We start from the raw sequence: 25,323 nt of genomic DNA, 5'->3' as shown, positions 1-25,323 counted from the left end.
CCCCGGCCTCTCCTGCTGCCGGGGCCTCTCGCTGCGGGCTACTGCTCCGCCGGCGGCGGCATCACCTCGGTGGGGATCGGCCCGTCCACGAGCGCCGCCACCCAATCGACGAGCGCCGTCTCGTCCACGGTGGTGTCGTAGAGCGAGGTGCGGATCCACGTGTGCTGGGTTCCATCGATGACGTAGGCGGTGGCGTTCTCCTGCGGGACGAGGAACACCTCGACGAGCTCCGCGAGGCCGGTCGCGAAGGCCGCCGCTCCCGCCACGGTGTTGGGGAAGCCGGCGTCGAGGTTCGCGCACTCGTCGGCGCCGAAGGAGAAGAAGAGGGAGATCGTCTCGTCGCGGGTCGAGGAGATGAGGCCGAAGCGGCCGTCCGCGTAGGTGTCGGCGAGGTAGTCGGCGAGTCCGGTGACGTCGCCGCCGTCCGCCGTGCACGCGGTGCAGCCAGCGGGCAGGGTCTCGTCGAGATTCCAGAGGCCGCGCCACCGCTCCTGCAGGCAGGTGGCGAGGTAGGGCGCGGGGTGGGTCGGACCGGAATCCGAGAGCAGCACCACGTCCTCCCTGCAGAAGGCCTCCGAGACCTGCTCGTAGTTGAGCCAGGTGCCGAAGCCGCCGGCGCTGATGCCGGTGAGGACCACCTGGTCCACCTCGCCGAAGGTCGGCACGATTCGCTCGAGGGCGCGGGCGATGTTGTCGTGGCCGACGAAGGCCTGGCCCTCCGGGCCCCGGGGCACGTTCGCCGATTCGGCGCTGCCCGCGTGGACGTCGCCGGTGCAGTAGGGCACGTAGATGAAGCTCGACCCCGCCAGCGGGTTCGCGGCGTCCTCGGGATCGAGCACGCCGCCGAAGCTGGTCCCGAGCCGCGTCTCGTCGTAATTGGCGGGGTTGGTGCTGCAGCTCAGCTGGTTGAAGCAGGCGCCGCCGCCTTCGAGGTAGATCACGAGGCGCGTCGCGGCGGGATCCCGGTAGACGCCGATGCCGGTCTCGGAGCCGTCGCGGCAGCGGTTGCCCTCGATGGGCACCCAGGTCCACGTCGCCTCGGGTACGTCGAGGGGCGCGCCGGCGAGGGGGACGCAGGCCCCGGCGCCACCGGAACCACCCGATCCGCCGGCGCCTCCGGCACCGCCGTCGTCGTCCTCCGTGCCGCATCCCGTTGCAGCCAGCGCGCAGAGGGTGAGCACCACGAGCGCACGATGAACCATGAAGACCCTCCGATGAGGTCGAGCGTGAAGCGTTCATTTGAACCGCCGCTTCGTCCCTTTCGCAACGGGAACGAGCGGCGCACGGCCCGCCCCGGGACTTCTGCAGCGGGACCGCGCTGTCTACCGTGCCCTTCCGCCCCGGGACCGCCCCGGGTCCCCACTGGAGGTAAGAGATGGCAGACGTGAAGCTGGCGGTGATCTACTACAGCACCTACGGTCACAACCACCTGATGGCCTCGACCGCCTGCGAGTCCGCCCGGGACGCAGGCGCCGAGGTCCGGCTGCGCAAGGTGCACGAGACCGCTCCCGAGGGCGTGGTCGCAGGCCAGGACAAGTGGAAGGCCCACGCGGAGGCCACCGCCCACGTGGACGAGGCGATCCTCGACGATCTCGAATGGGCGGACGCCTACCTCTTCAGCGCGCCGACCCGCTACGGCGTCGCCGCCTCGCAGATGCGCGCGTTCATGGACCAGACCGGGCCGCTCTGGGGCGCGGGCAAGCTGGCGAACAAGGCGGTGAGCGCCATGACCAGCGCCCAGAATTCGCACGGCGGCCAGGAGGCCACGCTGCTCAGCCTCTACACGACCTTCATGCACTGGGGCTGCATTCTGGTGCCCCCCGGCTACACCGACCAGACGATGTTCGCAGCAGGCGGCAACCCCTACGGCGTGAGTGTCACCGCGATGGGCCAGGGCATCCCCGAGGAAGCGAAGGCGGCGATCCGCTACCAGGCCCGCCGGCTGGTGGAGGTGGCGCGGAAGCTCAAGGGCTGAAGGAACCTGGCCGCGGGCCCGGCGGGCCCGTTTTCCCGCTGTGGGGAGACGCTTCCCTGCGGCGGTGGGAAACGGCTACCCTCCCGGCGGCTTCCCGGGGGGGGTAGAAGAGATGCACGTCGTTCGATTGCCGCAGGAGCTGCAGGGCAGGCAGCGCCTCTCCTTCGTCACCTATCCGCTCCTCGCGGTGCTGCTCTTCGTCCTCCTCTTCGCCGGCGCGTATCACACGCTGGACCCGTGGACCCTGAACGACCTGCTCGAGCCGGTGATCGACTGGCTGGTGGCGGTGGTCCTCGCGCTGGCGGTGGCGGTGGTCGCGCTGCTGGTGGTGCTGCGGGCGCGCCTGCCGGCGATCAACCAGACCAACTCGGAGGGGCTGCGCCTCCTCGCCCTCGGGCGGCACGGGGAGGCGGCGGCGATCTTCGCGGCGGTGGAGCGGCGCCACCGCTGGATGTGGTCGGTGCGGATCGTGGCCCGGTGGAACCTCGCCATGGCGCTGCTGCTGCAGGGCCGGATCGACGAGGCGCTCGCGGGCTACGGCGGGTTGCACCGCGAGCCCTACGCGCGGGCCCTCGCCTACGTCTGGGAGGGCCTACCCTCGCAGGTGGCGCTCTGCTACGCCTTGCGCGGCGGTTTCGCCGAGGCGGAGGGCGCGCTGGCGGAGCAGCGCCGCCGCAGGGTGCAGACGCATCTGGTGAGCTGGGTGCTGCCGGAGGCGATCCTCCACTGCAGGCAGGGGCGCCCGGCGGATGCGGTGGCGCTCCTCGAGGGGCAGGAGCGAGCCCTCGACGGCGGCGGCAGCCTGGCCCGGGCGATCCGGCTGGTGCACGCCTTCGCCCTCTCGGAAGTGGGGGCCGAGCTGCAGCCTGCGCTGCGCGCGGTGGTGGAGGGATCGAGCGCAGCCGACGTGGCCTGGGCCGCCACGTGGCCGGCATTCACCGCGTGGTTCGAGGGGCAGCGGCGGGGTGCCACTGCCTGAAGGGGCCCGCGCTCGCGCTTGCGCGGGGCGATGCCGCCGGTTACGCCCTGTGCACCTCGTCAAGGGAGCCTTCGATGCGCCTCTTCGCCCTCGTTCTCGCCCTGCTTCTGCCCATCCTTGCGCTGCCCGACCTCGCACGATCGCAGCCGCCGGCGCTGCCGAAGGAGAAGGGCAAGGTCCGGATCACCTGGCTCGGCCACGCCGCCTTCCTCGTCCAGACGCCGGGGGGCGCCAACCTGCTGATCGATCCGTGGCTCGCCAACCCGAAGGCGCCGAAGGAGTTCGAGCTCCCGGCGAAGATCGACGCGGTCCTAGTGAGCCACGGCCATTCGGACCACGTGGGCGCCGCGACCGACTACGTGGACAAGGGCGGGACGCAGCTGGTGGCGATGAACGAGCTCGGCAAGCTGCTCGGGGCGAAGCAGCCCACCGGCAACATCGGCGGCGCTTTCCGCGTGCGGGACGCCACCATCCACCTGGTGCCGGCGGTCCACTCGAGCAGCTACGCCGCAGCGGAGGGGCAGCCGGCGCACTACGCCGGCGAGCCGGTGGGCTTCGTGATCGAGATCGCCAACGGCCCCACGCTCTACCACGCCGGCGACACCGGCTACTTCCCGGGCATGGAGTGGATCGGCACGAAGTGGACGCCGGAGATCGTGCTGCTGCCAATCGGCGGCCACTTCACCATGGGGCCGGAGGATGCCGCGGAGGCTGCGAAGGTCCTGCGCGCGAAGGCGGTGGTGCCCATGCATTTCGGCACCTTCCCGCTGCTCGCGGGAACGCCGGGGGCGCTGGAATCCGCCCTCGCCGCCAAACAGGCCGGTGCGCGGCTCCGCGTCCTCGAGCCGGGCAAGGCGGTCTCGTTCTGATCGGGGCGGCGCCGGCGACGCCGGCTCCCTACAATCGGACCCATGGGACGACTCATCGACGGCGTCTGGACGACGCAGGGCTACCGCTCGGACGAGAAGGGCCGCTTCGAGCGCGATCAGACCACCTTCCGCGACCGGATCACCGCCGACGGCTCCTCGGGACTGCCGGCGGTGGCGGGCCGCTACCACCTCTACGTCTCGCTCGCCTGCCCGTGGGCCCACCGGACCCTGATCCTGCGCAAGCTCAAGGGGCTGGAGGAGGCGATCTCGGTCTCGGTGGTCGATCCCTACATGGGCGAGGACGGCTGGTTCTTCTCCGACCACCCCGGCGCCACCAGGGACGAGGTCAACGGGGCGGAGAAGCTCTGGCAGCTCTACGTGAAGGCGAAGCCCGGGATCACCACCCGGGTTACGGTGCCGATCCTCTGGGACAAGGAGCGCGGCACCATCGTCAACAACGAGTCGCGCGAGATCGTGCGCATGCTCGACACCGGGTTCGACGCGGTGGCGAAGAGCCCGGTGACCCTCTGCCCGGCGGAGCTGCTGCCGCGGATCGAGGAGACGATCGACGGGCTCTACGAGTCGGTGAACGACGGCGTCTACCGGGCGGGCTTCGCGATGACCCAGCCCGCCTACGACGAGGCGGTGACCGGCCTCTTCGCCGCGCTCGATCGCTACGAGGGAATCCTCTCGGGGCAGCGCTTCCTCTGCGGCAACCTGCTCACCGAGCCGGACGTCTTCCTCTTCACCACGCTGGTGCGCTTCGATCCGGTCTACTACGTCCACTTCAAGTGCAACGTGCGGCGGATCGAGGAGTACCCGGCGCTCTCCGGCTTCCTTCGCGACGTCTACCAGACCGATGGCGTGCGGGAGACGGTGAACCTGCGCCACATCAAGGAGCACTACTACCGCAGCCATCCCTTCCTCAACCCGCGCGGCGTGGTGCCGAAGGGCCCGGCGATCGATCTCGATCGGCCGCACGACCGGGATCGCTTCGGCGGCGGGCTGGCGACGCGTTAGATCAGCGCCACGGCCACCGTGTGGCAGGCGCTGCCGCCGAGCACGAAGAGGTGCCAGATCGCGTGGGCGTAGGGCAGGCGCCGGCTCACGTAGAAGAGGGTGCCCAGGGTATAGGTGAGCCCGCCGGCGAAGAGCCAGGCGAGGCTCGCTGCGTGCACGCGCTCCACGAGCGGCACGATCGCCACCACCACCACCCAGCCCAAGCCCACGTAGAGGAGGGTGGAGAGGAGGCGGAAGCGGCCGGTCAAGAAGAGCTTGGCGACGACGCCAACCGCCGCGAGGCCCCAGACCACGCCGAAGAGGCTCCAGCCCCAGCCGCCGCGCAGGGGCAGGAGGGTGAAGGGGGTATAGGTCCCGGCGATGAGCAGGTAGATGCTGGCGTGGTCGAGGATGCGCAGCCGCGCCTTGGCGGCAGGGGTCCGGGTCGCGTGGTAGAGCGTCGAGGCGAGGTAGAGCAGCACCAGCGTCGTGCCGAAGACTGCCACCGAGACGATGCGCCAGGGATCGCCGCTTGCCGCAGCGGTGGTGACCAGCGCAGCGGCGCCCGCCAATCCGAGCACGGTGCCGACAGCATGGGTGCCGGCGTTCCAGGATTCCTCGCGCTCGCGATCCACTGCAGACCTCCGATGCTGCAGCGGATCCTCGCACCGCCCCTTCACGGCGGTGTCACGCACTTTCAGCGCGGCTCCACGAGCGTCCCGTCCTCGATCCGGTCGCCAGGGTAGAGCACCACCTGCGCGCCGGCTTCGAGGCCCTCCAGAATCTCCACGCGCTCCGCGCCACGGTGCCCGATCCGCACGGCGCGCTGCCGGGCCCTGTCGCCATCGACGACGAAGACCGCCCAGGTCTCGCCCTGCCGGAAGAGAGCGCCCAGCGGAGCGGCGATCACGTCGTCGCCGCTCCAGGTGACGATCCGGGTCTCGACCCGGTAGCCGTCGCCGAGGCCGCGCCGCTCCTCCGGCGGGTCGAGAAAGTCGATCACCACGTCGACGCGCTGCTCCTCGACGCCGAGGGCAGAGACCTTGGTGTAGGCCGCGGGCTCGACCCGTCGCACCCTGCCGCGCAGCTCTCGTTCGCCGCCCCAGCGCTCGATGATCACCTTCGCGCCGGGGCTAATCCGGACCGCCTCTTCCGAGAGGACGTCGGTGACGATCTCCAGGGAATCGGCGTCGCCCACCGCGAGGATCGGTGTGCCCGCCGCCACCACCGAGGCGCTCTCCTGCAGCACCCGCAGGACCCTGCCGCCGGCAGGGGCACGCACCGGGATCGGCGGCTGGCCGTCCTGCTTCCCGAGGCCGAGCTGCACCCGGATCGCGCGGGTGGTGGCGCGGGCCCCCTCGAGTTCCCGCGCTGCAGCCTCCGCCTCCAACTCGGCAGCGTCGAGGGAGCGCCGCGCCGCCGCGCCGGAGGCGACCAGCTCCCGGGTCCGGGCCAGCTCCGTGCTGGCGAAGGAGCGCGCCGCCGCCGCGCGGCGCTCCGCCGCCTGGGCGACGCGGAGCTGCTGCTCGAGCTCGGCCCGGCTCCTGGGATCGAGGGGCGTCGAGGAGGCCGGCTCGATCGCCGCCACCACCTCGCCCTCCGCCACCGGATCGCCTGCCTCCAGCTCCACCCGCTGCAGCTCGCCGGCGACGGGGGCGCTCACCACGTAGCGCTCCCGCGCCCTGGTGCGTCCCTCCTCGTCGACGGTGCGCTCCAGCGTTCCCCGCGCGACCTCGGCGACCTCCACCGCGATCGGCTGGGGCCGCAGCGCCAGCCACACGAGGAGGGCGCCGATCAGGGCGAGAACGATCCAGATGGCGATCCGCTTGCCGCGCATGCCTACTCCCTCGTCTTGAGCACGCCGACGAGATCGAGCCGGTCGAGCCTGCGGCGGACCAGCAGCGCGCTCGCCGCAGCGGCGGCGAAGATGATGGCCACGCCGGAGAGGAGCGCCCGCGGGGGCACGTTCACCGGGAGGCGGTAGAGATCGGAGGGCAGGGTCGCGGCGATGAAGGCGGCGAGGAGCCAGCCTGCCGCCCAGCCCAGGGGCACCGCCGCCACCACGAGCGTCGCCAGCTCGCCGAGGAAGATCCGGGAGATCTCCCCGCGGGTGAAGCCGAGGACCCGCAGGCTCGCCAGCTCGCGGCTGCTGTCGGCGAGGGTGAGGCGCGCGGTGTTGTAGACCACGCCCACGGCGATGATCGAGGCGAAGAAGGCGAGGATCCCGGTGGTGACGTTCTGGGTCTCGGCGGAGATCTCCTCGAAGGCCTGCAGCGCCGAGGAGCGCAGGGTGGTGCCCGTCACCTCCGGGATCTGCTCCACCGCGGCGAGGAAGTCCCGCTCGCGCGCCGGATCGAGCTGCACCCGGGCGCCGGAGATCCGCGGTCCCTCGCCGAGAATTCGCCGCAGGTGGTCGAGATCGACGTAGGCGTTGAGACCGATGCGATCGTCGACGAGGCGGATCACCTGCATCCGCAGCGTGGGACGCTCGCCTTCCCGGATCTCGACGCCGACGGTTTCGCCCGCCTCGATGCCGAGCTGCACCGCCAATTCCCGGGAGAGGACCAGCCCCGCCGGCGGCAGCCCCACCACCCGCGCGCCGGCGCCGAGGACGCGGCGGAGCTCGCTGCCCGCGGCGATCCCCTCGAGGGCCACCGTTTCCGTCCGGTGCCCTGCACCGAGGCGGGCCGCCACCATGCGCAGCGGCTCGGCGCGGAGCACGCCGGGGAGCCGCTCGATCTCGTGGATCACCCGCGGCGCCTGCGGGTCGAAGAAGAGCAGGGTCGCGTCCTGCCGCTGCTCCTGCCGGAAGACGTGGTCGACCACCTGCTCGATCGAGCCGAGCAGGCCCGTGCTGGCGAGCACGATGCCGAGGGAGAGGGCGATGCCCAGGGACGAGAGCGCCGATTTGACCGGGTGGCGGCCGAGGCGCCGGAGCACCATCCGCGCCGCGGGGGAGAGGTGCTGCGCGAGGCCCAGCCGCTCGACGAGGAGGGGCCGGAAGCGCGCCGGCGCCGGCGGCTGCATCGCCTCCGCTGGCGGCAGGCGCACCACCCGGCGGACGCTGCCCCAGGTGGCGGCGAGGCCTGCGAGGAGGGCGAGGAGGACCCCGGCGACGAGCACCTCGCCCTGGAGCTCGAAGGCGAGGCGCGGAAAGCGGAAGAAGGGAGCGTAGGCCCGGACGAGCAGCCGCCCCAGCGCCACCCCGAGGATGGCGCCGGCGGCGCCTCCAGCGGCGGCGATCAGCGCCACCAGCTTCAGGTAGTGAAGCCCCACCGTGCGGGTGGGGTAGCCGATCGCCTTGAGGACCGCGATCACCTCCCGCTGGCCGGCGATGATCCTGCCGAGGACGAGGTGGAGCAGGAAGGCGGCGACACCGAGGAAGATCGAGGGGACGATCACCGCCTGGCTCCGGAGCTGCCGCAGCTCGTGGGAGAGCATGCTGTGCGAGCCCTGGTCCTCGCGGCCGTAGGCCCCGGTGCCGCCCCAGGGATCGAGGATCGAATCGAGCCGGGCGATCACCTCCGCCTCGTCGGCGCCGCGGGCGAGCTGGAGAGCGACGTCGTTGAAGGCGCCGTCCATGTCGAAGGCGGTGGCGAGGGACGCCGCGCCCATCCAGAAGACGCCCTGTCGCTCGTCGTCGGGATAGAGGCTGCCTGGGGTGACCTGGTAGACGTAGGCGGGCGAGAGGGCGATGCCGGCGATCCGGAGCTTCTCCTCCCTGCCGCGGAGGACGGCGTCGATGGTGTCGCCGGGCTCGAGCCCGTGGGCAGCGGCGAAGGCCTCGTGCACCAGCACCTCGTCGCTGCGCGCCGGATCGATCCACCTGCCACGGCGGAGGTGGAGGTCGTCGAGCAGGGGGCGCCTGCCGCTCTCCGGCACCGAGACGAAGCGGCCCAGCACCGGCTCCTCGAAGCCGGGGACCGCGACCCGCGCAGCTGCGACGATCCGCGTCTCGACCGCCTGCACGCCGGGCAGCGCCTCGATCCTGCCGGCGAGGGAGAGAGGCGCGCGGACCAGGGTGGCGAAGACGTCGGCGAAGCGGCTCTCGGCGTAGTAGCGGGCACGGGTCCCGTCCAGGGTGGCCCAGGTGCTCGCCATCGAGACGAATCCGCCGATCCCCGAGGCGACCACGAGGACGATCGCGACCACCTGCCCGCGGATCTGTCGCAGCTCCCGGAGCAGCTTGCGGTCGAGGGTCCTCACCACTCGATCTCCGCCGGGCCGAGGGGATGCAAATTGCGCTCTTCGTGGGCGATTCGGCCGTCGGCGATCGAGACCACGCGGTCCGCCATCTTCGCGATGGCGGCGTTGTGGGTGATCACCGCGGTGGCGGTGCCGAGCTCCCGGTTCGCCCGGCGCAGCGCCTCGAGCACCACCTTGCCGGTGTGGATGTCCAGGGCGCCGGTGGGTTCGTCGCAGAGCAGGATGTCGGGGTTCTTCGCCACCGCGCGGGCGATGGCCACGCGCTGCTGCTCGCCGCCGGAGAGCTGGGAGGGGAAATGATCGAGGCGGTGCGCGAGGCCGACCAGCCGGAGCGCCTCCTCCGGCGCCATCGGGTGATCGGCGATCTCGGTGACCAGCGCCACGTTCTCCCGGGCGGTGAGGCTGGCGATCAGGTTGTAGAACTGGAAGACGAAGCCTACGTGCTTGCGGCGGAAGGCGGTGAGCCCCGCCTCGTCCGCTGCGGCGAGCTCCCGATCCCGGTAGCGCACCGAACCGGAGGTGGGCACGTCGAGGCCGCCGAGGATGTTGAGCAGCGTGGATTTGCCGCTGCCCGAGGGGCCGAGGAGGACGAGAAACTCACCCTCGCGCAGATCGAAGTCGACGCCGCGCAGCGCGTGCACCTCCACCTCGCCCATCCGGTAGATCTTGCTGATCTGCCGGGCGACGAGGAGCGGCTGCGGTGCTGGGGCCTCGTTCTCCACCCCGGGACCATAGGTGCTGTGCACGTGGACGCAACGTGCGGACCCCGCCAGCCGCTGGATCTCGTGGTCGAATCGGGAGATGGTAGGTGCTCCAACGGACTCGTGGAGGGTAGGGCGATCGGGCGGTCTCTGTGGTTCTTCGTCGCGGCAACGGTGCTGCTCGCCGGCGCCTTCGGCTGCAGCGTGCCCGCGCAGCGGGACGCCGACGCGATCGTCGTCGCCCTGCAGGCGGACGGAAAGACCCTCGACCCCCACCGGGCCGTCGACGCGGGCTCGATCCGCCTCGCCGAGAACCTCTACGAGAGCCTGCTCTCCTACGGCGCCGCCTACGGCGAGGTCGCGCCGGGCCTGGCCCGCGACTGGTCGGTGGAGGAGGGCGGCAGGGTCGTCCGGCTCCTGCTGCGCCCCGGTGCGCGCTTCCGCGACGGGAGGCAGGTCACCGCCGCGGACGTCGCCTGGTCGATCGAGCGGATCCGCCGGGAGAAGATTCGCGCGGCCCACTTCGCGAAGGTCCGGTCGATCGAGACGCCCGACGAGGGGACGGTGATCCTCCGCCTGGACGAACCCTTCGCGCCGCTGCTCACCTATCTCGCCCACCCGATGAACGCGGTGGTGGACCGCCGGGTGGTGGAGGCGAACGACGGGCGGATCGACGCCGTCGACGCGGGCAGCGGCCCCTTCGCGCTGGTGGAGTGGAGGCGGGATCGACACCTCGTCATGCGCCGCGTCGCCGACGGCCAGCGGGTGATCTTCCGGCCGATCGCCGACGAGTCGGCGCGGAGCATCGCGCTCCGCACCGGACATGTCGATCTCGTCCTCGACGTCCCCGCCCGCGACGTGCCGCTGCTCGAGGCCGATCCGGCGATCGTGGTGGGATCGGTGCCGGGTACGTTCTGGGAATACGTGGGGATGAATTGCAGGCGGCCGCCCTTCGACGACGTCCGGGTGCGGCAGGCGGTGGCGCTGGCGATCGATCGCGACCAGCTGATCCGGCTGGTGAAGCTGGGGGAGGCGGAGCGCCTCGCCGGAGGGCACATCCCCCGGTCCCACTGGGCCTACGCGCCGATCGCACCCCACGCGCAGGCGCGTCCAGCGGAGGCCCGGGCGCTCCTCGCGGAGGCGGGGCATCCGCAGGGTTTCGAGACCACGCTGATCGTGGGTTCGGCCTTCCCCTACCAGGTGCGCGCCGGCGAGGTGGTCAAGCAGCAGCTCGCCGCTGCCGGCATCCGGGTCCGGCTGGTCGCGCTCGAGTCGAGCCTCTTCTTCGATGCGTTGGGCAGCAGCGATTTCGACATGGGACTGGCGGGCTGGGTGGGCTTCGTCGATCCGGACGAGTGGACCTGGGAGCTCTTCCACTCCGCAGGCAAATACAACCAGCAGCAATGCGGGCTGCCGGCGCTGGACGAGCTCCTCGAGCAGGGGCGGGTGACGGTCGATCGCGCGGCGCGCGCCGCGACCTACCGCGCCGTGCAGGCGCTCGTGGTCGAGGACGCGCCGATGGCCTTCCTCCATCTCAACCGCCAGATCTCCGCGTGGAGGCGGGAGCTCCACGGCTACCGCGTCCATCCCACCGCGACCACGCGCAGCCTGCGCCACGCGAGGATCGAGCGGTGATCGGCTACGTCCTCCGCAGGCTCCTCGTCTCGGGCTTCGTTCTCCTCGGCCTCGCGCTACTCGCCTTCGCGCTGGTGCGTCTCGTCCCCGGCGACACCGTCACCGCGTTCCTCGGCGCCCGCTACGACGAGGCGGACGCTGCGGCGCTCCGCAACCGCTACGGCCTCGACCGCCCGCTGCCGGTGCAATTCGGCCGCTGGCTGGGCGGGGTGGTGCAGGGGGATCTCGGCACCTCCACCACCGGCAGACCGGTTGCCGCGGAGATCGCCGAGCGGCTCCCGGTGACGCTGGAACTCGCGGCGATCGCGCTCCTCGTCGCCCTCGCCGCAGGCGTCCCGCTGGGGATCGTGGCGGCGCTGCGCCCGGGCAGCGCCACCGACAGACTCGCCTCCGGCACCGGCCTTCTCGGGATCTCCATGCCCGGCTTCTGGCTCGCCACGGTCCTCATCCTCGTCTTCGCGCTCGAGCTGCGCTGGCTGCCGCCGGGCGGCTGGGTGTCGCCGCTCGCCGATCCCGCCGCCAACCTGCGATCGATGCTGCTGCCGGGCCTCGCTCTCGGCGCTGCCGTCACCGGCGTGCTGCTCCGCATGACCCGCTCCGCAATGCTCGAGGCGCTGCAGGCGGACCACGTGCGCACCGCGAAGGCGATGGGCCTGGGGCCGCTCGCCGTGCTGCTGCGCCACGCGCTCCGCCCGGCCCTGGTGCCGATCCTCACCGTGCTCGGGATCCAGGCGGGCTACCTCCTCGGCGGCTCGGTGGTGATCGAGCAGGTCTTCTCCCTGCCGGGGATCGGGCAGCTCGCCTTCCAGGCGCTGGAGCGCCGCGACTACGTACTCCTCCAGGCGGTGGTGCTCCTCATCGGCACCGCCTTCGTGGCGATCAACCTCGCCGTCGATCTGCTCTACGGCCTGGTCGATCCCCGGATCACCGAGGGGCAGCGATGAAGGCGAAGTCGACGAGGGCCGCCGTCTACTTCCTCGGCGCCTGGGTGCTGGTCGCCCTGGCGGCGCCCTGGATCGCGCCCTTCGATCCCCAGGCCCTCGGCGAGCACCCGCTCGCGCCGCCCTCGGCAACGCATCTGCTCGGCGCGGATTCCCTCGGTCGCGATCTGCTCAGCCGCGTGCTCCACGGGGCGCGGATCTCGCTGCAGGTCGCCGCGGTCTCGGTAGCCTTCGCGCTCCTCGTCGGCGGTACCCTCGGCCTTCTCGCTGGCCATTTCGGTGGCTGGATCGACGGCGCGATCTCCCGGAGCACCGACGTGCTCTTCGCGCTGCCGGAGGTGCTCCTCGCGCTGGTGCTCCTCGCGATCCTCGGCACCGGCCTCATCAATCTCACCCTGGCGATCGGGATCGTCTACACGCCGATCTTCGCGCGCATCGGCAGGGCTGCCGCGATCGAGGAGCGCTCCCGCAGCTATGTGGAGGCGGCGCGGGCCCTCGGCGCGGGGGAGCTGCGGATCGTCTTCCGCCACCTGCTGCCCAACGTGGCGCCGCCGCTCCTCGTGCAGACGACGCTCTCCTTCGCCTTCGCCATCCTCGCCGAGGCTGCCCTCGGTTTCCTCGGCCTCGGCGGTGAGCCCGATCTTCCCAGCTGGGGGAACATGCTCCGGGACGGCAAGGACTGGCTGGAGCAGGCGTGGTGGGTGGCGATGGTGCCGGGACTCGCGATCTCCGCCGCGGTGCTCGCGCTCAACGTCCTGGGCGACGGCCTCCGGGACGCCCTCGATCCCCACGTCGGCCCATGAGCCATCGTTCGGCGGTCGACGCATGCGTCCCCCGCGGAGATGGCGCCAGTGCCTACCTCCCGTGGGGAGGGGATGCCGGGTATGTCGGGCTGCGATCCGATGCCTTTCACCCCATGTCTCCAAGTTTTCCGAGCGCCTCCCTCGAATAGGGGAGGGAGCCGTGGGTCTCCATGGGAGAGCCGCCCGAATGTGGGATGGCGCCTCCACCCGCATCCATGTCACCCCTAGGGGGGTGCCCCCACTTGGGGGTTGAGCCGGGGGTGTGATTTCTCGTACCCCTCGTGCCGTGGTCCGCCGGCATGCACGCCTGTGGGGGGGTTGGACGATGCCTGAGAAGAATCTGCTGACCGACGTTCGTCGACTTTTCGACGCGGTGGGAACGCCGAATTTCGGCTACCGGGAGCTCGGCCAGCTCGAGCGCCGGGAAGCCGCTGCGGCGAAGTGGCCCCTGCTCGGTGCGACCAACCGCGACCTCGGCCGCGTGGCGCGGCCCGCGCCCGGCGCCTCCGAGCTCGGGGAGGGGAGCTCCGCCGGGCGCCGGATCGTGGCGCTGGTCTCGCTCTGCGGGGGCACGGGGAGGACCACCGTGGCTGCGAATCTCGCGCAGACGCTGGCTGCCGGGGGGCACCGGGTCCTCGCCGTCGATCTCGATCCGCAGAACGTCCTCGCGCTCCACTTCGGCCTCGATCCCCTCGAGCGGGTCGGGATGGGACGGGCTGGGCTCTCGGTCCACGAGGCCACCGCCTACATCGGCAAGCAGCGGAGCGGCGCCGCGGTGCTGCCCTTCGGCTTCCTCGCCGACGCGGATCTCGCGGAGACGGAGAGCCGCCTCGCTGCCGATCCCGCGTGGCTCCGGCTCCGCATCGAGGCCTTCGCGCCCTCCGATTGCGAGTACCTGATCCTCGACGTGCCAGCGGGCCGCAACGCCTGGTCGCGGCAGGCCCTCTCGCTCGCGGACGAGGTGCTGGTTGTGCTCACGCCCAACCCCACCTCCTACGCCTCGGTGCCCGCCACGGAGTCGGTGCTCGCCGACGTCGAGGCGGAGTCGGTCTACCTGGTGAACGGCTTCGACGGCCGCTCTGCGCTCGATCGGGATCTGGTGGCGAGCCTCCGGGCGGCGTTGCCGGATCGGGTGCTCCCCTTCGCGATCCAGCGCGACGAGGTGGTGCGCGAGGCGCTTCTGCACCGCGCGTCGGTTCTCCAGGAAGCGGTGGATTCGCAGGTGGCGGCGGATTTCGCCCAGCTCGGCGAGTGGCTCCGCGCCCGCTCCGGCGCCGGCGCGATCCATCCGCTGCGTGGCGCAAGGGTGGCGGGGTAGTCCATGGCTGCAGAGACGAAGCGAAGCGGGAGCGCGGTGCGCGCTTCCATCGGTGGGGTGGTGCGCCCGGTCGCTGCCTTTCTCGGGTTGGCGATGCTGGCGCTGGTGGTGGTGACGCCGCTCGAGATCCGCGATCAGGCGGTGCTGGGCGCGGTGATCTTCGCTTTCGCGCTGATCCTCAACCGGTTCGCGGGGAGGCTGGCGACCCTCGCCCTCATCGTGATCTCGGTGGCGGCCTCGACCCGCTACCTCTACTGGCGCCTGACCATGACGGTGGCGGCGGAGCTCTCCGCCGACGTGGTCTTCGGTGGCCTGCTCCTCCTCGCGGAGCTCTACGCCTTCACGATGCTGCTGCTGGGCTATTTCCAGTCGCTGCATCCGCTGGAGCGCAAGCCGGTCCCGCTGCCGGAGGACACCAGGCGCTGGCCGAGCGTCGACGTCTTCATCCCCACCTACAACGAGCCGCTCGCCGTGGTGCGGGCGACGGTGTTGGCGGCAAAGGCCCTCGACTGGCCTGCCGACAAGCTCAACATCTACCTGCTCGACGACGGCAGGCGTGACGCCTTCCGCGCCTTCGCCGCGCAGGCCGGCGTCGGCTATCTGATCCGCCCGGACAACAAGCACGCCAAGGCCGGCAACCTCAACGCGGCGCTGGGCCGCACCCGCGGCGAGTTCATCGCGATCTTCGACTGCGATCACGTGCCGACCCGCTCGTTCCTGCAGACCACCATGGGCTGGTTCCTGCGGGACAAGAAGCTGGGCATGCTCCAGACGCCGCACCACTTCTACTCGCCGGATCCCTTCGAGCGGAACCTGCGAACCTTCCGCAACGTGCCCAACGAGGGCGAGCTCTTCTACGGCCTGATCCAGCCCACGAACGACCTGTGGAACGCCGCCTTCTTCTGCGGCTCCTGCGCGGTGCTGCGCCGCTCCGCCCTCGAGGACGTCGGCGGCGTCGCCGTCGAGACGGTGACCGAGGACGCCCACACGGCGCTCAAGATGCACCGCAAGGGCTACAACACCGCCTACCTCTCGCTGCCGCAGGCGGCGGGCCTCGCCACCGAGAGCCTCTCCGCCCACGTCGGACAGCGCATCCGGTGGGCCCGCGGCATGGCGCAGATCTTCCGCGTCGACAACCCGCTCCTCGGCCGGGGCCTCAGCCTGCCGCAGCGGCTCTGCTACCTCGGCGCGATGCTCCACTTCCTCTACGGGATCCCGCGGCTGATCTTCCTCACCGCGCCGCTCGGCTACCTCGTCTTCGACCTCCACATCTTCAACGCGATCCCGTTGGCGGTGCTCGCCCACTGGGCACCGCACATGGCCCATGCCCTCGTGACCAACTCCCGCACGCAGGGCGGCTTCCGCCACTCCTTCTGGTCGGAGATCTACGAGACCTGCCTCGCGGCCTACATCACCATTCCGACCACCATCGCGCTCCTCAACCCGAAGGCCGGTACGTTCAACGTCACCGCGAAGGGAGCGGGCCAGGTCGACAGCATCTTCTTCGACAGGCGGATCGCGATGCCCTACCTCGCGCTCTGTGGCCTCAACCTCGTGGCGCTCGGCTTCGGCGTGTGGCGCCTCGCGACGGGGCAGGGCGCCTTCGGCGTCCTCGGCGTCAACCTCGGCTGGACCGCCTACAACCTCCTCATCCTCGCAGCCACCGCGGCGGTGGCGTGGGAGACGAGGCAGGTGCGGCAGAAGCACCGCATCCCGGTGAAGCTGCCGGCGATGCTCCGCCTCGAGGACGGCCGCACCCTCCGCTGCACCACCAGCGATCTCTCCCTCGGTGGCGCCAGCCTCTCGCTCGGCGGCGACCGCACCTTCCACCGCGGCGACGCGCTCCATCTCTCGATCTTCACCGGCGGCGACGAGCTTCCCCTGCCGGTGCAGGTGGTCCGCCACGACGGCGGTGCGCTCCGGGTGCGCTTCCCCCACCTCACCGTCGACGAGGAGAGCCACCTGGTGCAGGCGCTCTTCTCCCGCGCGGATGCCTGGCTCGGCTGGCGCAAGCAGGAGCAGCGCGATCGCCCCGTCGCCGCCTTCCTCCAGATCACCGGCAAGGCGCTCGCCGGCAGCTTCCGCCTCCTTCGCCACCGGCGTGCGGCGCCGCAGCCCGGCGCGCCGGGAGGTGCAGCATGATCCGCGTCGTCGTCGCAACCTGCCTGCTCCTCCTCGCGCTTCCTGCAGCGGCAGCCACCCACGAGACCTCGCTCTCGGATCTGGGGCTGACGCCGACGGTGCAGCGCTACCACGTGAAGCCCGCGCTCGAGCTGCCCTTCGCCAGCAGGAGCGACGAGGTCCTCACCGAGGCGCAGCTGCAGCTCACCCTCGACCCCGGCGCTGCGGCCTCGGAGGTGCGCAGCATCGAGGTGCGGATCAACCAGGAGCCGGTGGCGACGCTCCGGCCCGGTGAGAAGACGGAATACGCGATCGCCATCGACCCCAAGCTCGTCGGCGATCGCAACGTGCTCAGCCTGCAGCTGGTACCGGTGCAGGAGGGAGCCTGCGGCGAGGTGTTGCCCGGCACCTGGCGCATCGTCGGCAGCGGCAGGGTGATCACCCGGGGCAGCCCGCTGCCGCTCCCCAACGATCTCTCGATCCTCCCGCTCCCCTTCTTCGACCGGGGCTACGATCGTGCGGCGACCATCCCCGTGGTCTTCCCGGAGGCGCCGACGCCGGAGCGGGTCCGCCTCGCGGCGATCTACGCCGGCGGGGTCGGCGTGGACAGCGGCCTCGCCGTCGACTTCCCCGTGCACGTGGGCGAGCTGCCCCCGTCGCACGCGGTGGTGCTGATCGACTCGCCGGCGGGCGCCGCCTGGCTCGGCCTCCCCGAGCCGCAGGGCCCCGCCGTGCGGATCACCGACAGCCCCTTCCAGCCCGAAGCCCTCCACAAGCTCCTCGTGCTCGAAGGTCGCACGCCCGCCGAGCTGGAGCTGGTGGTCCGGCGCCTGGCGGCGGGCACCGGCGCGCTCACCGGCGAGGTCGCCTTCCTCGAGGCGGCGCCGCCTGCAAAGCTGCGCAAGCCCTACGACGCGCCGCGCTGGGTCGCCGCCGACGAGCCCCTCACCTTCGGCAGGCTCGCGAAGGCCGACGCCCTCGTCCACGAGGGCACCGGCGGCGGCAGCATCCCGCTGCGCTTTCGCCTTCCGCCCGATCTCTTCATCTGGCCCTCGGAGTGGGTCGACCTCGACCTCCTCTGGACCGGCACCGTGCCGCTCGGCGTCGAAGCGCCCCGGCTCGACGTCGAGCTCAACGGCCAGTACGTGGCGACGCTGGCGCCGCTGGACCCCGGCAACCCCGGCGCGATGCGGCAGCGCATCCGCGTGCACCGCGACACGCTGCGCGGTTACAACGAGCTCTTCGTCCACGTCACCTGGCCCGAGGAGGTCGGCAGCTGCGGCAACGCTGGCGACGGCAAGGACGCGGAGATCCGCCTCCTTCCCGATTCCACCTTCCGCGTCGACACGCTTCGCCACTTCGCCCGCATGCCGGACGTGGCGAGCTTCGTCCACGACGGCTACCCCTTCACCCGCATGGCGGATCTCTCCGAGACGGCGGTGGTGCTCCCGAGCGAGCCGGAGCCCGAGGAGATCTCCACCGTCCTCTCGCTCCTCGCGCATTTCGGCGCGATCACCGGCGAGCCGGGGAGCCGGATCACGGTGCTCTCTCCCGAGGCGGTGGAGGCCGATCTCGACAAGGACCTGATCCTCGTCGGCCTCTCCGAGGACCACACCCTCCTGCGCCGTTGGGCGGGGCGCTTCCCCCTCGTCTTCGGCGCGAGCCGTCCCGTGCTGCAGATCCCCGATCAGACCGATCCCTTCCTCGCCCTGCTTGCGGGTCGGCCGGCGCAGCGCGAGCTCGAGCGGGCGCGGCCCATCGTCTCCCGGGTGCAGGAGGCCGCGGCGGTGATGGCGATGGAGTCGCCCCTCGCCGAGGGGCGCACGGTGGTGGCGGTGACGGCGGCGCAGCTCTCGGCCCTGCCGGGCGTGCCGGAGATGCGGGGCTACGCGCAGAGCCGCACCCGCGAGGGCGACCTGCTCCTCCTCGGCTCGGGGCAGCGCTGGACCTGGCGCATCGGACCCACCTGGCACCGGGGCGGTATCGATGATTGGACCCGGCTGCGGTGGTTCCTCGCCCACCACTGGCTCGCCCTCGTTCCCTTCCTCGTCCTCGGCGCCGCGGCGGTCGCCTGGCCGCTGCGCGGCTCGCTGCAGCGTCGCGCCGAAGCGCGCCTCGCCGGGACCTCGCTGGAGCCCACTGCGTGAGGGGAGCGATCCTGTTGCTCGTCCTCGCCGCCGGCTGTGCGACGGCGCCGGTCCGAAACGCGGCGCCGGACGAGCCGGCCGCTGCGCAGCGCCGCGAGCTCCTGCCGCCGCTTCCCGAACCCGGGCAGCAGGGGGCGGGCGCCGCGGACGAAGCGACGGTGATCGCGATGCCGCCTGCGCTCGGCGCCTGCGACTGGCCGCTCTTCGAGCACTACGTGGCCCGCTTCGTCTCGGAGGACGGTCGGGTGATCGACCGCACCGATCGGGACAAGTCGACCTCGGAGGGACAGTCCTACGGGCTCTTCTTCGCGTTGGTGGCCGGCGACCGGCCGCTCTTCGACAAGCTCTTGCGCTGGACCGAGGACCACCTCGCCGGCGGCGACCTGCGGCGGCAGCTGCCCGCCTGGAAGTGGGGGCGGGCGGAGGACGGCAGGTGGCGCGTGCTCGACGCCAACCCGGCGAGTGACGCCGATCTCTGGATCGCCTACGTGCTGCACGAGGCGGGCAGGCTCTGGGACGAGCCGAGCTACATCTTTCTCGGCAGGCAGGTGCTGGCGCTGATCGAGAAGCACGAGGTGGAGGATCTGCCGGGGCTCGGCCCGATGATGCTGCCGGGGCCCTACGGCTTCGAGGTGGAGGAGGGAAGGGCCTGGCGGCTCAACCCCAGCTACCTTCCGCCGCAGCTCCTCCGTCGCTTCGAGGAGCGGGGGCCGTGGCGGGCGGTGCGCGAGAACACCCTGCGCCTGCTCCGAGAGAGCACGCCTGCAGGCCTCGCAGCCGACTGGATCCTCTGGCACCGGGACCACGGCTTCGGCGTCGATCCGGTGCACGGCCCGATGGGTTCCTACGACGCGATCCGCGTCTACCTCTGGGCCGGATTCCTCGACGCGGACGATCCCCTCCGCGCCGCCTGGGCCGGGGCGGTCCACGGCCTCTGGGACGAGTGGCGTCGGCAGGGCCACGTTCCCGAACGCCTCGACGTCACCGATCCCGGCGATTCGCGGGCGGGGCCGCCGGGCTTCGTCGCCGCGCTCCTGCCGGAGGCGGTCGCCAGGGGGGACGGCGCAGCTGCGGGCGAGCTCGAAGCGCTCCTCGCCCGGAGCTGGAACGGCACGCTCTACGGCAATCCGCCGACGTACTACGACCAGAATTTGATCCTCTTCGCGCGCGGCTTCGTCGAGGGACGTTACGCCTTCGCGCCGGACGGGACGCTGCAGACCCGGTGGGACGGGGGAGGTTGCGGGGAATGACGCGGAAGATCCTGATCATGCTTCTGGCGGCGCTGGCGCTGCCGGAGGCGGCGCCGGCGCAGTCGGCCCGGGAGCAGCTCCTCGAGAATGCCCGCTACTGGGAAGGGCGCGGGCGCGAGGACAAGGCGATCGAGGCCTGGGAGAAGGTGCTGCTCTCGGATCCCAGGAACGCGGACGCGCTGGTCACGCTGGGGCTCCACCACGCCCGCGCGGGAAGGACCGCCGAAGCGCGCAGCTTCCTCGACAGGCTCCGCTCGCTGGCGCCGGGCCACGCAGGGGTGGGCCAGCTCGAGCAGGCCTTGAAGCTCGGCTCGAAGTCCGAGGACCTCCTCGGCGAGGCGCGGCGCCTGGGCCGGAGCGGCGACGCTGCCGGGGCGGTGGCCGCCTACCGGCAGCTCTTCGGCGAGCAGCCGCCGCCGCAGGCGCTCGCGCTGGAGTTCTACCAGACCCTCGGCGGCACCCCGGGCGGTTGGGACGAGGCGCGCAGCGGCCTTTCGCGCCTCGCTGCGCAGAACCCGACGCCCCGCGTCCAGCTGGCGCTGGCGCAGCACCTGACCTACCGCGAGAGCACCAGGCGCGAGGGCATCCGCACCCTCGAGAAGCTCGCCGTGCAGCCCGTGGTCGCGGCGGCGGCGCAGCAGAGCTGGAAGCAGGCGCTGCTCTGGCTCGAGGCGCAGCCCGGCGACGTGGGGCTCTTCGACGCCTACGGCAAGCGCTACCCCCTCGATACCGAGATCGGCCAGCGGGCGAGGCGCCTCCGTGCAGGCGCCACCGGGCCTGCGCTGCAGGCCGGCTTCCGCGCCCTCGAGCGCGCCGACGTGAAGGCGGCGGACAAGATCTTCCGAGGCGCCGGCAGGGGCCCCGAGGCGCTGGTGGGCCAGGCGCTGGTGGCGATGGAGCAGCGCGATTTCGACAGGGCCCGGGCGCTCCTCGAGCAGGTGAAGGCGCAGGAGCCCAGGCGGCCGGAGATGTGGGAACGGTCGCTGCGCAGCGCCACCTTCTGGGGCCTGCTGCAGGAAGGCGACGCGGCGCGCTCCCGCCAGGCGTGGGAGGAGGCGCAGGCGAAATACGTGGAGGCTGCGGGGCTCGAACTCGAAGAGCGCTACCACGCGCAGCTCGCCCTCGGCCACATGGCGATGGAGCGCGAGCGTGCGACCGAGGCTGCCGGGCATTTCGCCGCGGTCCTCGCTGCCCGACCCGAGGAGCCCGACGCGATGCGCGGCCTCGTGGCGGCGAAGCTCCAGACCGGCGCTGCGGCGGAGGCTGCGGCGCTCAACCAGCGGTTGCTCCAGGTCGCGCCGGAGAAGGCCTACCCGGCGGGCTGGGTCGCTGCCGAGCAGCTCCGCGGCGAGGCGAAGGAGGCGCGGCTCCTCCGCGATTTCGAGCGGGCGCAGGCCCGGCTCGAGGCGGCGGAGACCGCCGACCCCGGCAACGAGTGGGTGCTCCACGACCTCGCCAACCTCCACCTCGAGACCGGCCACCTCGCCGGCGCGCGGGAGGTTCTCGACCGGCTCCTGGCGGTGGCGCCGCAGATGACCGAGATCCGCGTGATCCAGATGCGCCTCCTCGCTGCGGAAGGCGCCTGGTCCGCTGCCCTCGATCTGCTCCACGGATTGCCCGCTGCGGAGATGACCCCGGAGCTCGCTGCCTGGAAGCGGCGACTCGAGCTGCAGGCGCGGATCGAGCAGATCCTCGTCCGCCGCAGCGTCGGTGACAGGAGCCTGGCCCGCGAGGAGCTGCAGGCGCTGCAGCCCGGCATCCAGGACGACCCCGAGCTCCTCGTCGTCCTCGGCAGGGCCTGGGCCACCATCGGCGAGGGGCCCCGCGCGGCTGCCACGGCGCGGGAGGTCCTCCTGCGGACCCGCGATCCGGCGCCCGCCCTGCGGCTCCAGCTCGCGTCGATCCTCTTCGAGGCGAAGCAGGAGCCCGAGCTGGTGGCGATGCTCCGCGAGCTCGCGGCGGATCGCTCCCTGTCGCCGAGCGAACGGCTCCACCTCCAGGGGCTGCGCATCGGCCACGGGGTGCGGGTCGCCGACAGGCTGCGGGAGGAGGGCGCCTTCTCCCGTGCGTTCAGCCACCTGAGTCCGTTGGTGCAGGAGTATCCGGACGATCCGGCGCTGCTCTGCGGCGTGGGCAGGCTCTACCGCTCGGCGGGGCAGGACAAGGAGGCCCACGCCGTCTTCCTCCGGGTACTGCGCGAGCACCCGGGCCATTTCGACGCGCGACAGGGCGCGGTGGAGACCGCCGTCTCGCTGCAGCTCCACGCCGACGCGGAGCGCCTCGCCCTCGAGGGGATCCAGCGCGCGCCGAAGGATCCGCGCTCGCATCTCATCGCCGGTCGCGCCGCGGTGGCTGCAGGCAGGCCCGGGGAGGGCGTCGACGCCTTCCGCCGCGCGGAGGTCCTCGCCACCGGGACCTCGGTGGAGACGAGCGTCGCCTGGGCGCCTGCAGGCGGCCCGGAGCTCAGCGAGCAGAGCTCCAGCGCCGACATCCTCCGCAGGGCTTCGATGCAGTTCATGCAGCAGGGCCGTGTGGGCGAGAACGCCGCCGCCGCCGAGAACCAGCAGCTCCTCCTCGCCGAGATCGACCGGGAGATCGAGGCGCTGCAGTCGCGCCTCGGGATCCGTGCCTCGGCGACCCCGCGGCTCCGCTTCCGCGACGGCGAGGACGGCCTCGGCAAGCTCACCGCGATCGAGGTCCCCTTCGAGCTCAAGGTGCCGCTCGGCTACCAGGCCCACGTCGGCCTCCACGTGACGCCGGTCTCGGTCTCCTCCGGGCCGCTGGCGCGGACCGACACCGGCGTCGTCTCGCGCTTCGGCTCGGGGCTGCCCTTCGATCAGGACCCGGAGGGCAGCAGCGGCGGCACCGCCATCGCCGCCTCCTACCGGACCGGTGGCCTCCTCGTCGATCTGGGCAGCACGCCCCTGGGCTTCGCGGTGCAGAACCTGGTGGGCGGTCTCGAATTCGCCTGGGCCGACCAGGGGATCGGCCTGCGTCTCGACGTGGAGCGCCGGGCCGTCACCGACAGCGTGCTCTCCTGGGCCGGCGTGCAGGACCCGGTGACCGGCAAGGTCTGGGGCGCGGTGGTCCGCACCGGCGGCAGGCTCGACCTGAGCTTCGAGCAGCCCGACACGCTCTTCTATCTCTACGGAGGCTACCACCTCCTCACCGGCGAGAAGGTCGTCGACAACCGCTTCGCCGAGGCGGGGGCCGGCGCGGAGTGGGGCCTCTACGCAGCGGACGGGACCGACGTCACCGTCGGCATGGGGATCTCGGCCCTCAGCTACGCCGAGAACCAGCGCTACTTCACCCGGGGCCATGGCGGCTACTTCAGCCCCCAGGCCTTCGTCCGCGCCGGCGTGCCCCTGCGCTGGACGGGCGAGTCGGGGCGCATCGGCTGGAACGTGCTCGTCGATCCCGGCGTCAACTGGTTCCAGGAGGACGCGGTCGACTACTTCCCCGAGGACGCGGCGCTCCAGGCCGCCGCTGCGGGGGCGGTGGACGGGCAGGGCAATCCGATCCCCGCCCGCTACGAGGCCAAGACCTCGATGGCCTTCTCCTTCAACGCCGAGCCGCGGCTCTACATGCAGGTGAACGACTTCCTGCAGGCGGGGCTGCTCGTCGGTCTCTACACCGGCGAGGAGTACAAGGAGGTCACCGGCGGGCTCTTCCTGGAGGGGACGTTCATGGGGCGCAAGCAGCGCTGAGCCTCGCAGACCCGCGCCGCGGGGGCTAGAGTCGCGGCATGGAGCCTCTCGGCAGGAATCGGCTCGACCCCAGGGTCCTCGCGGTGATCGAGCGGCTCGCCGGCGCCGGGCACGAAGCGTGGCTCGTCGGCGGCGCGGTGCGCGACACCCTGCTCGGCCGCCCGTTCCACGAATACGACCTCGCCACCTCCGCACGGGCGGAGGTGGTGGCAGGCCTCTTCCCGAAGGTGGTGGCCACCGGCCTCCAGCACGGCACCGTCACCGTGGTCACCGGCCGGCTGCCGGTGGAGGTGACGACCTACCGCGGGGCCGGCGCCTACGCGGGCGGCCAGCCCCGCGAGGTGGAGTCGGTGGGCACCATCGAGGAGGACCTCGCCCACCGCGACCTCACCGTGAACGCGCTGGCCTGGGACCCGCTGCGGGAGCGCCTCCTCGACCCCTTCGGCGGCGCCGAGGACCTTCGCTGCAGGCGGATCCGCGGCGTCGGCGATCCGTTGGCGCGCTTCGAGGAGGATCCCCTGCGCACGATGCGGGCGGTCCGCTTCGCCAGCACCCTCGGCTTCGTCCTCGAGCGGAAGACCCGGCGGGCGATCCCGCCGCTCCTGGGGCGCTTCGCGCAGGTGGCGGTGGAGCGGATCCGCCACGAGCTGGAGAAGATCCTCCGCGGCGACCGCCCCCGCTACGGGATCGAGCTCCTCCGCCGCACCGGCCTCCTCCCCCACGTGCTCCCCGAGCTCCTCGACGGCTTCGGTCTCCGGCAGAACCGCTGGCACCGCTACGACGTCTACCACCACACCCTGCGGACGGTGGACGCGACCCCGGCCATCCTGCCGGTGCGGCTCGCTGCGCTCCTGCACGACATCGACAAGCCCCGCTCGGCGGCGCCGTCGGCGAAGGCGCCGGGGGAGCACACCTTCTACAACCACGAGAACACCGGCGCGGCGCATGCGAAGGCGATCCTCCTCCGCCTCCGCTTCCCCCACCGGATCTGCGACGAGGTGGCGCTGCTCGTCCGCGAGCACCAATTCGTCTATTCGGACGAATGGAGCGACGGCGCCGTGCGCCGGATGATGGCCCGGGTCGGCAAGGAGAACCTCGATCACCTCCTCGCGGTGCGGGAGGCGGACATCCGGGGCCGGGGCTTCTACGTGGAAGAGGGGCTGGCCAATGCCCACGCCCTCGAGCGCCGGGTCCGGCTGCTCCGCGAGAAGGCCCTGGCCCTGACCGTGCGGGACCTGGCCATCGGGGGCAGGGAGGTGATGGAGGCGCTCGGGGAGGGGCCTTCGCCGCGGATCGGCGAGGCGATGGAATGGCTCCTCGGGCAGGTGCTGGAGGAGCCCTCCCGCAACGACCCGGAGCAGCTCCGCGCGCTCCTCGCCACCTGGAAATCGAGCTGAGCCGGAGCGTGCAGAAGCAGCTCACAGACAATCCACAGTTTTTCCACAGCGGGCGGCGCGGCAAATCGGGCGAAAACCCGTGTTCCACGGTGTTTCCCGGCTTCCGGGCCCTTCTACATCTTTTTCAATCCCTCGAAGATGGGAGGAGAAGCTGTGGAAAACGTGTGCGCTTTTCCACGCTCGCCGCTTGCGCGGGGCCCCTCCCGCAACAAGAATCCGCCACGGCGGGGAATCGGCTGGCGGCCTGCCCCGACGAACGACCGAGAGGAGCAGAC

At 72.0% G+C, this 25,323-nt stretch carries 18 protein-coding genes; 13 read left to right on the top strand and 5 right to left on the bottom strand.

The window, feature by feature from the left end; genetic code table 11:
• Positions 1-38 precede the first annotated feature (38 nt).
• The gene (locus ACESMR_RS17365) at positions 39-1,202 is read right to left on the bottom strand and encodes a pectin acetylesterase-family hydrolase (RefSeq protein ID WP_373048373.1); all 1,164 of its coding nucleotides are present in this window, start codon (positions 1,200-1,202) and stop codon (positions 39-41) included.
• A 173-nt stretch (positions 1,203-1,375) separates the two neighbouring features.
• Between ACESMR_RS17365 and wrbA the strand changes: the two genes are divergently transcribed.
• From wrbA to ACESMR_RS17345, 4 genes are all read left to right on the top strand, one after another.
• Positions 1,376-1,975, top strand: coding sequence for an NAD(P)H:quinone oxidoreductase (wrbA, locus tag ACESMR_RS17360; RefSeq protein ID WP_373048372.1), 600 nt, complete (start codon positions 1,376-1,378; stop codon positions 1,973-1,975).
• Positions 1,976-2,087: 112 nt separating this feature from the next.
• Complete coding sequence (locus ACESMR_RS17355) at positions 2,088-2,954, top strand: hypothetical protein (RefSeq protein ID WP_373048371.1); 867 nt, start codon at positions 2,088-2,090, stop codon at positions 2,952-2,954.
• A 74-nt stretch (positions 2,955-3,028) separates the two neighbouring features.
• Positions 3,029-3,823, top strand: a complete 795-nt coding sequence (locus tag ACESMR_RS17350; protein WP_373048370.1) for a metal-dependent hydrolase — start codon at positions 3,029-3,031, stop codon at positions 3,821-3,823.
• A 42-nt stretch (positions 3,824-3,865) separates the two neighbouring features.
• The gene (locus tag ACESMR_RS17345) at positions 3,866-4,843 is read left to right on the top strand and encodes a glutathione S-transferase family protein (RefSeq protein WP_373048369.1); all 978 of its coding nucleotides are present in this window, start codon (positions 3,866-3,868) and stop codon (positions 4,841-4,843) included.
• Here the strand turns inward: ACESMR_RS17345 and trhA are convergent.
• From trhA to ACESMR_RS17325, 4 genes are all read right to left on the bottom strand, one after another.
• Complete coding sequence (gene trhA, locus ACESMR_RS17340; protein WP_373048368.1) at positions 4,840-5,457, bottom strand: PAQR family membrane homeostasis protein TrhA; 618 nt, start codon at positions 5,455-5,457, stop codon at positions 4,840-4,842. The two genes, ACESMR_RS17345 and trhA, sit on opposite strands and share 4 nt — an antisense overlap.
• A 62-nt stretch (positions 5,458-5,519) precedes the next feature.
• The gene (locus ACESMR_RS17335) at positions 5,520-6,659 is read right to left on the bottom strand and encodes an efflux RND transporter periplasmic adaptor subunit (protein WP_373048367.1); all 1,140 of its coding nucleotides are present in this window, start codon (positions 6,657-6,659) and stop codon (positions 5,520-5,522) included.
• Positions 6,660-6,661: 2 nt separating this feature from the next.
• On the bottom strand, positions 6,662-9,028 hold the full coding sequence (locus ACESMR_RS17330; RefSeq protein ID WP_373048366.1) for an ABC transporter permease: 2,367 nt from the start codon (positions 9,026-9,028) through the stop codon (positions 6,662-6,664).
• Positions 9,025-9,684, bottom strand: a complete 660-nt coding sequence (locus ACESMR_RS17325) for an ABC transporter ATP-binding protein (RefSeq protein WP_373048522.1) — start codon at positions 9,682-9,684, stop codon at positions 9,025-9,027. Before ACESMR_RS17325 ends, ACESMR_RS17330 begins: the two co-directional genes overlap by 4 nt.
• Positions 9,685-9,852: 168 nt before the next feature.
• On the opposite strand from ACESMR_RS17325, the gene ACESMR_RS17320 reads away from it, so the two are divergent.
• The 9 genes from ACESMR_RS17320 (at position 9,853) to ACESMR_RS17280 (ending at position 25,048) form a co-directional block, all read left to right on the top strand.
• Positions 9,853-11,364 carry an ABC transporter substrate-binding protein gene (locus ACESMR_RS17320; RefSeq protein WP_373048365.1) on the top strand — a complete coding sequence of 504 codons (1,512 nt, stop codon included), beginning with the start codon at positions 9,853-9,855 and terminating at the stop codon, positions 11,362-11,364.
• The gene (locus ACESMR_RS17315; protein WP_373048364.1) at positions 11,361-12,308 is read left to right on the top strand and encodes an ABC transporter permease; all 948 of its coding nucleotides are present in this window, start codon (positions 11,361-11,363) and stop codon (positions 12,306-12,308) included. Before ACESMR_RS17320 ends, ACESMR_RS17315 begins: the two co-directional genes overlap by 4 nt.
• Positions 12,305-13,108, top strand: a complete 804-nt coding sequence (locus ACESMR_RS17310; RefSeq protein ID WP_373048363.1) for an ABC transporter permease — start codon at positions 12,305-12,307, stop codon at positions 13,106-13,108. The genes ACESMR_RS17315 and ACESMR_RS17310 overlap by 4 nt, the downstream gene beginning before the upstream one ends.
• A gap of 325 nt (positions 13,109-13,433) precedes the next feature.
• Positions 13,434-14,426 (top strand): cellulose biosynthesis protein BcsQ, encoded by a 993-nt coding sequence (bcsQ, locus tag ACESMR_RS17305; RefSeq protein WP_373048362.1) that lies wholly within the window; start codon positions 13,434-13,436, stop codon positions 14,424-14,426.
• Positions 14,427-14,462: 36 nt separating this feature from the next.
• On the top strand, positions 14,463-16,568 hold the full coding sequence (bcsA, locus tag ACESMR_RS17300; protein ID WP_373048361.1) for a UDP-forming cellulose synthase catalytic subunit: 2,106 nt from the start codon (positions 14,463-14,465) through the stop codon (positions 16,566-16,568).
• Positions 16,565-18,694, top strand: coding sequence for a cellulose biosynthesis cyclic di-GMP-binding regulatory protein BcsB (locus tag ACESMR_RS17295; protein ID WP_373048360.1), 2,130 nt, complete (start codon positions 16,565-16,567; stop codon positions 18,692-18,694). The genes bcsA and ACESMR_RS17295 overlap by 4 nt, the downstream gene beginning before the upstream one ends.
• A complete protein-coding gene (gene bcsZ, locus ACESMR_RS17290; protein ID WP_373048359.1) occupies positions 18,691-19,944 on the top strand; it encodes a cellulose synthase complex periplasmic endoglucanase BcsZ in 1,254 nt (417 codons plus the stop codon). Before ACESMR_RS17295 ends, bcsZ begins: the two co-directional genes overlap by 4 nt.
• Positions 19,941-23,651, top strand: coding sequence for a cellulose synthase subunit BcsC-related outer membrane protein (locus ACESMR_RS17285; protein WP_373048358.1), 3,711 nt, complete (start codon positions 19,941-19,943; stop codon positions 23,649-23,651). Before bcsZ ends, ACESMR_RS17285 begins: the two co-directional genes overlap by 4 nt.
• Positions 23,652-23,689: 38 nt before the next feature.
• Positions 23,690-25,048 carry a CCA tRNA nucleotidyltransferase gene (locus ACESMR_RS17280; protein WP_373048357.1) on the top strand — a complete coding sequence of 453 codons (1,359 nt, stop codon included), beginning with the start codon at positions 23,690-23,692 and terminating at the stop codon, positions 25,046-25,048.
• Positions 25,049-25,323: the final 275 nt, after the last annotated feature.

Origin of the sequence: Vulgatibacter sp. (assembly GCF_041687135.1) — a bacterium.
In the GTDB taxonomy this organism is placed as follows: Bacteria; Myxococcota; Myxococcia; order Myxococcales; family Vulgatibacteraceae; genus JAWLCN01.
The sequence above is the reverse complement of the archived record's forward strand: the minus strand, read 5'-3'. Positions and strand labels throughout refer to the sequence as shown.